Annotated in this window: 1 protein-coding gene; it reads left to right on the top strand. The window is 62.8% G+C overall.

Going from position 1 to position 524, the window contains the following annotated elements:
• The coding region (locus AACY08_RS28645) for an ABC transporter ATP-binding protein (RefSeq protein WP_339472464.1) at positions 1-524 on the top strand (524 nt) is incomplete at both ends.

The following is a 524-nucleotide window of genomic DNA, read 5'->3' as shown; positions in this document are numbered from 1 at the left end:
CGATCTGGGGCTTCGATATCGACCAACACCCGCGCAACGCCAAGGTCTCGATCGGCATCGTCAATCAGGAAATCCTGTTCGATCCCTTCTTCTCGCCGTTCGAGACGCTGGAGATCCAGGCCGGGCTGTACGGCGTGCCCAAGGCGAAGCGGCGCTCGATGGAATTGCTGCGCGCGGTGCATCTCGAGGACAAGGCCAATGCCTATGCGCGCACGCTGTCGGGCGGGATGAAGCGGCGGCTGATGGTCGCCAAGGCCATGGTTCACAGCCCGCCCGTGCTGGTGCTGGACGAGCCCACCGCCGGCGTCGATATCGAATTGCGCCAGCAGCTCTGGGCCTATGTCCGCTCGCTCAACGATGCGGGGATCACGGTGGTGCTGACGACGCATTATCTCGAGGAAGCCGAACAATTGTGCGACCGCATCGCCATTATCAACCATGGCAAGGTCATCGCCAACGAGCCGACGCGCGAATTGCTGGCAAAGGCGACCGAGAAGCTGGTCGAGGTGACCGTCGACCGCGAC

The organism is Pseudomonas sp. EL_65y_Pfl1_R83, from assembly GCF_963970695.1.
GTDB classification, from domain to species: domain Bacteria; phylum Pseudomonadota; class Gammaproteobacteria; order Pseudomonadales; family Pseudomonadaceae; genus Aquipseudomonas; species Aquipseudomonas tritici.
The sequence above is the reverse complement of the archived record's forward strand: the minus strand, read 5'-3'. Positions and strand labels throughout refer to the sequence as shown.